A 5,631-nucleotide genomic window follows, 5' to 3' on the forward strand; every position below is an offset into this window, starting at 1 on the left:
GACGTATAAGTCTACAAATAAGACAGGAGTGTTCAGCTCTTAAAGGCTGTGCCGACGCGAGTAGTAGATTGAGATTCAGCCTTTTCATGCGAAGCCGGTACAGCAATGAATGTTGTTGGGTTCGCTCCGACATTTTGGTCGTATGTATCCAATTAGGAAGGATAAGGAGAGATCTTTTGAAAAGATTACTGGTTAGGCTAGGGTGGCTGTTGAAGAGTTTTGTTGTGCTACTGGCATCGTTCTCGGCGAATGCGAACAGTGAATACAACATGACCCAAGGTGTGACAGAGATAAGTGGACAAGTCTACGAGCTCCACATGCTGATCTTCTACATCTGTTGTGCAATCGCCTTTGTGGTTTTCGGGGTGATGTTTTATTCTATTCTAAGGCACCGAAAGTCGAAGGGCGCAGTGGCTGCTCACTTTCATGAAAGTACCAAAGTCGAAATCCTCTGGACCATTATCCCCATCATTATTCTCATCGCTATGGCGATCCCCGCTACTAAAACCTTGATAGCGATGGAAGACACTTCCCAATCTGAACTCACAGTTAAAATTACTGGCTCACAATGGAAATGGCATTACAGTTATTTTGGCGAAGATGTTGAATTCTTCAGTTTGCTGGCAACCAGTGATAAAGAAATCGAAGGCATTGAAGCGAAAGGCGCTCATTACTTGCTAGAGGTTGATAAACCACTCGTCCTTCCTGTCGATCGAAAAGTTCGGTTCTTGATGACTTCAGATGATGTGATTCACTCTTGGTGGGTTCCGGCCTTTGCCGTTAAAAAAGATACCATTCCGGGTTTCATTAACGAAGCTTGGACAAAAATTGATGAACCAGGCGTTTACCGAGGACAGTGTGCAGAGCTCTGTGGTCGTGCTCACGGCTTCATGCCGATAGTAGTGCATGCCATGGCAGAAGATGAGTTTGATGCATGGTTAGCAGAACAGAAAGAGCTAACGATTGCCGCACAACAAGCGGCTCAAGATGCATTAGACGCGTCACTTTCGTTGGAAGAGTTGAACACCATAGGTGAAGAGGTATACAAAACTCGATGCGCTGTTTGTCACCAAGCTAACGGTGAAGGGATCCCTGGAGCGTTTCCTGCCATCAAAGGTAGCCCAGTTGCTCTTGGAGATGTCGATGTGCATATCGACACTATTGTTTACGGTCGAGGAGGCACGGCAATGCAAGCCTTCGACAATCAGTTAACAGAAAAAGAGATTGCAGCAGTCGTAACCTACCAACGTAATGCTTGGGGGAACGATACTGGCGATGTGGTTCAAGCTTCAGATGTTAATGCCTATAAGGTTAAACAATCGGGTGGAGCGGAAGGCTTTGCGGATGAAGCACAAAGTGATGCTAAGGAGCAGCTATGAGTTCACCAATCGAAAAGCCGGTGAAATCGGCGCCTGCAGAAGGTCAGGCTCTAAGTCATACTTTAGACGGTACCTTAGACAGCCATGATTTACCTACGGATGATCACGATTCCCATGCAGCTCCCAAAGGGTGGGCGCGTTGGCTGTATTCAACCAATCATAAAGATATCGGCACACTATACTTGTGGTTCAGTTTCGCCATGTTCCTAACTGGCGGTGCGATGGCGATGGTGATCCGTGCGGAGCTATTCCAACCGGGTCTGCAGCTTGTTGAACCTGACTTCTTCAACCAGATGACCACAGTGCATGGCTTGATCATGGTATTTGGCGCGGTAATGCCTGCATTTACGGGGCTCGCCAACTGGATGATCCCTATGATGATCGGCGCTCCAGATATGGCGTTACCTAGAATGAACAACCTCAGCTTCTGGATTCTACCCTTTGCTTTCTTAATCTTGATTGGCTCTTTGTTTACTGAGGGAGGCGGACCGAGTTTTGGTTGGACATTCTACGCGCCGCTCTCAACGACGTATGGCCCAGATAGCACGGCGTTGTTTGTATTCTCTGTTCACATCATGGGTATTAGTTCGATCATGGGGGCGATCAATGTCATCGTGACTATCGTAAACATGAGAGCTCCAGGTATGACTTGGTTTAAATTGCCAATGTTTGTTTGGACTTGGTTAATTACCGCTTTCTTGCTGATAGCCGTAATGCCCGTTCTCGCTGGGGCTGTGACCATGGTATTGACCGATAAATACTTTGGGACAAGCTTCTTTGACGCTGCGGGTGGCGGTGACCCCGTCATGTTCCAGCACATATTCTGGTTCTTTGGGCACCCCGAAGTGTACATCATGATTTTGCCGTCTTTTGGTATCGTTTCGGCTATCATCCCGGCGTTTAGTGGCAAGCGCTTGTTTGGTTACCACTCAATGGTGTATGCGACCTGTAGTATCGCAATCTTGTCCTTCCTAGTATGGGCACACCACATGTTCACCACGGGGATGCCTGTCTTTGCTGAGCTGTTCTTTATGTATTGCACCATGTTGATTGCGGTGCCGACGGGGGTGAAAGTCTTTAACTGGGTCGCAACCATGTGGCGAGGTGCATTGACTTTCGAAACCCCAATGCTATTCACCATCGCCTTTATCGTTCTGTTCACGATAGGCGGCTTATCTGGATTGATGCTGGCTATTGTTCCTGCAGATTTCCAATACCACGATACCTATTTTGTAGTGGCTCACTTCCACTATGTTCTAGTGACTGGAGCTGTGTTCTCGATAATGGCCGCCGCTTATTATTGGTTGCCTAAATGGACTGGTCATATGTACGACCACAAGCTCAGTCTATGGCATTTCTGGACGTCAGTAATCTCAGTGAATGTTCTTTTCTTCCCTATGCATTTCCTAGGTTTAGCGGGGATGCCACGTCGTATTCCAGACTACGCTATCCAGTTCGCTGACGTTAACCAAGTGGTGTCGATAGGGGGCTTCGCCTTTGGTTTATCGCAACTCATCTTCTTGTGGCTAGTCATCAAGTGTGTCAAAGGCGGCGAGCCAGCACCAAGCAAGCCCTGGGAACGTGCTGAAGGATTAGAGTGGACGGTACCAAGCCCTGCGCCTCATCATACTTTTACTCATCCGCCTAAAGTCGATTAGGGAGATGGGCTATGAGCGATAAGCAAAGCGATCTACGCAAAGATGAAAACCAACCCAAGCGGTCAACCAAGAAGCGATCAACTAAAAAGCTAACGGGTTACTTGGTATTGAGTGTGGTAGCGATGTTTGGTTTCGGTTTCGCTTTGGTGCCGCTTTACGATGTGATGTGCGAGGCTTTGGGAGTCAACGGCAAAACTAATACCGTGTCTGCGGTACAGCCACGTGGGATGCAGCCAGATTACTCTCGTACGGTTCGTGTGGAGTTTATGTCGCACATCAAACCTGATATGCCCTGGCAGTTCGTTCCTGAAGATCGTGTGTTAGAGGTTCACCCTGGTGAGGTAATTCAAACGAATTACATCGCCAAAAATTTATCAGGAAACTCTCTAGTGGGGCAGGCTGTGCCTTCAGTATCTCCAGGGATGGGGGCGACTTACTTTAATAAGATGGAATGCTTCTGCTTTAACCAACAGCCATTAGAGGGGCATAAAAGCGCTGAAATGGGTTTGATATTTTACATAGAGCCAGATATTCCAGAATCGATTCACACACTGACGCTCTCTTATACGCTATTTAACATTACGAATGAGGTGGTCGGGGAATCAAGTAGTGCCGAGCCTAATGTAATCGCGAGTAACTAGGAACCAGAATCAACATAAGGAGTTGAGCGATGAGTTCTAAAAAGGAAGTTTATTTCGTTCCACATCAAAGCCACTGGCCATTAGTCGGTGCCGTTGCGCTGTTTCTTGTTGCCGTTGGAGCTGGATTTACCGTCCAAAACATGGGCACTGATGGCGCTGGTGGTGTGTTCGGTAAGGCTGTGCTGTTTGTTGGGTTTGCGGTGTTGTTGTACATGCTCGCGGGTTGGTTTAGCAATGTGATAACGGAATCCTTGAGCGGTCTCTACTCTGAGCAAATATCCCGCTCTTTCAGGCAGGGTATGAGTTGGTTCATCTTTTCTGAAATCATGTTCTTCGGTGCTTTCTTTGGCGCGCTGTTCTACGCTCGTATGATCTCTGTCCCATGGATTGGCGGGGCGGGCAACAATGAAATGACTCATGAAGTATTGTGGCCAATGTTCCAATCAATGTGGCCGCTGACTACGACACCGGATGGCGTAACAACACAAGCTATGCCATGGCAAGGAATTCCACTCAAAAACACCATTATCCTATTGCTTTCGTCCATCACGCTGCATATGGCCCATCTAAGCCTCGAACAAAACAAGCGCATGGCATTAATCGTTTGGTTAGAGATCACCATCGTTCTGGCTGGGTTCTTCCTATTTTTCCAAGTTGAAGAGTATATCCATGCTTATCAAGATATGGGCCTTACTCTTCAATCGGGAATCTATGGCAACACCTTCTTCTTACTGACGGGTTTCCATGGTTTACATGTCTGCTTAGGGACTATCTTTTTAATCGTCTTGTTAGCTAGGGTTGCCAAAGATCATTTTACACCCAAAGACCATTTTGCATTCCAAGCCGGCAGTTGGTACTGGCACTTTGTTGATGTGGTTTGGTTAGGGTTATTCGTGTTTGTATACGTGCTTTAGCGAAGCGACAGAGCTAAAAGGCTTAATAGGGACGAGGGTTAGGAGCTATTACTCCTGACCCTAAAGCAAGCAATAACAGTAGCACAACAATGGCTGACCACATGACTCGACGCCCCAAGAAGTGACTCAGCTTTTTGCCATTGTGTTTGCTCGAGGCGATTTGGATGAGCCCTTTCATTAGGTTGAATGCGATGAAAAACAGCAGGGCAACCAACACAACTTTGAATAACAGGATAAAGGTAGGTGACGCCATAGTGATAACTCCAAACCGTTTGAATCATGATGAGCGAAAGTTCCGCAGTAAAGGTTTTTGGTTTGCGGTTGCTTTAACTTTGGTTTCAGTCGGCATTTTAATCAAGTTGGGTTTATGGCAGTTAGATAGAGGTAACGAGAAACTACGTTATGAGCAGCAGCTATCGCAAAGAGCAATGCAACCTCCTAAGCCTCTAGATACAGTGCTCACTGAATGGCGAGAGGCAAGCGTTGGAACTCAGCAGTCGGTGCCCCCTTCGACCTTAAATGGCTTGAAAGCTGACGTCGAATTAGTGAAACCGAGTGGTTTAATTCTCTTGCTGGACAATCAAATCAATCAAGGAACGGTGGGATATGTGATTTACATGCTGGGCGAGGTTCAAACTCAAGATGGAAGAAAACAGCTTTTGATCGATCTTGGATTCGTTGCAGCGAGTAATGACAGAAGGGATCTACCACAAATAGGAAAGATCACGCTACCTATCCAGATGTCTGGGCGATTGTACACTCGTTCAGTGAATCCATTAAGTCAGGAACTTGGGCTAGAAAACACGACGCCAAAAAGGATTCAAAACATCAACATAGAAGCGTTATCACAATACACAGGACAAGAGGTGTTGCCTTTCATTTTTCAACCTCAGAGCTTGGATACATGGCCTTATGAAATGTTATGGCGTCCGACGGCGATGAAGTCTGAGAAGCACTTTGGTTACTCATTTCAATGGTTTGTGATGGCTGCGGTATTGCTTTCGCTGATGCTTTTGATTGGGTTTAGATACTTGAAGAA

General features: G+C 46.7%; 6 protein-coding genes. 5 read left to right on the top strand and 1 reads right to left on the bottom strand.

Going from position 1 to position 5,631, the window contains the following annotated elements:
* Window positions 1–176: 176 nt before the first annotated feature.
* Genes coxB through BCT81_RS16400 form a run of 4 tightly spaced genes read left to right on the top strand, consistent with a single transcriptional unit; the run spans window position 177 to window position 4,592 of the window.
* Complete coding sequence (gene coxB, locus BCT81_RS16385) at window positions 177–1,379, top strand: cytochrome c oxidase subunit II (protein WP_102425126.1); 1,203 nt, start codon at window positions 177–179, stop codon at window positions 1,377–1,379.
* Window positions 1,376–3,037: a cytochrome c oxidase subunit I gene (ctaD, locus tag BCT81_RS16390; protein WP_102425127.1), complete on the top strand. Its 1,662-nt coding sequence runs from the start codon at window positions 1,376–1,378 to the stop codon at window positions 3,035–3,037. The genes coxB and ctaD overlap by 4 nt, the downstream gene beginning before the upstream one ends.
* An 11-nt stretch (window positions 3,038–3,048) precedes the next feature.
* The gene (locus BCT81_RS16395) at window positions 3,049–3,678 is read left to right on the top strand and encodes a cytochrome c oxidase assembly protein (RefSeq protein ID WP_102425128.1); all 630 of its coding nucleotides are present in this window, start codon (window positions 3,049–3,051) and stop codon (window positions 3,676–3,678) included.
* Between the two features lie 29 nt (window positions 3,679–3,707).
* Window positions 3,708–4,592, top strand: a complete 885-nt coding sequence (locus BCT81_RS16400; protein ID WP_102425129.1) for a cytochrome c oxidase subunit 3 — start codon at window positions 3,708–3,710, stop codon at window positions 4,590–4,592.
* A gap of 22 nt (window positions 4,593–4,614) precedes the next feature.
* Here the strand turns inward: BCT81_RS16400 and BCT81_RS16405 are convergent, their stop codons facing one another.
* Window positions 4,615–4,845: a DUF2909 domain-containing protein gene (locus BCT81_RS16405; protein WP_102425130.1), complete on the bottom strand. Its 231-nt coding sequence runs from the start codon at window positions 4,843–4,845 to the stop codon at window positions 4,615–4,617.
* Here BCT81_RS16405 and BCT81_RS16410 point away from each other — a divergent pair.
* On the top strand, window positions 4,757–5,631 hold an 875-nt coding region (locus tag BCT81_RS16410; protein WP_102425131.1), incomplete at its 3' end, for an SURF1 family protein. The two genes, BCT81_RS16405 and BCT81_RS16410, sit on opposite strands and share 89 nt — an antisense overlap.

The sequence above is a fragment of the Vibrio sp. 10N.261.52.A1 genome (assembly GCF_002876325.1).
In the GTDB taxonomy this organism is placed as follows: Bacteria; Pseudomonadota; Gammaproteobacteria; order Enterobacterales; family Vibrionaceae; genus Vibrio; species Vibrio chagasii.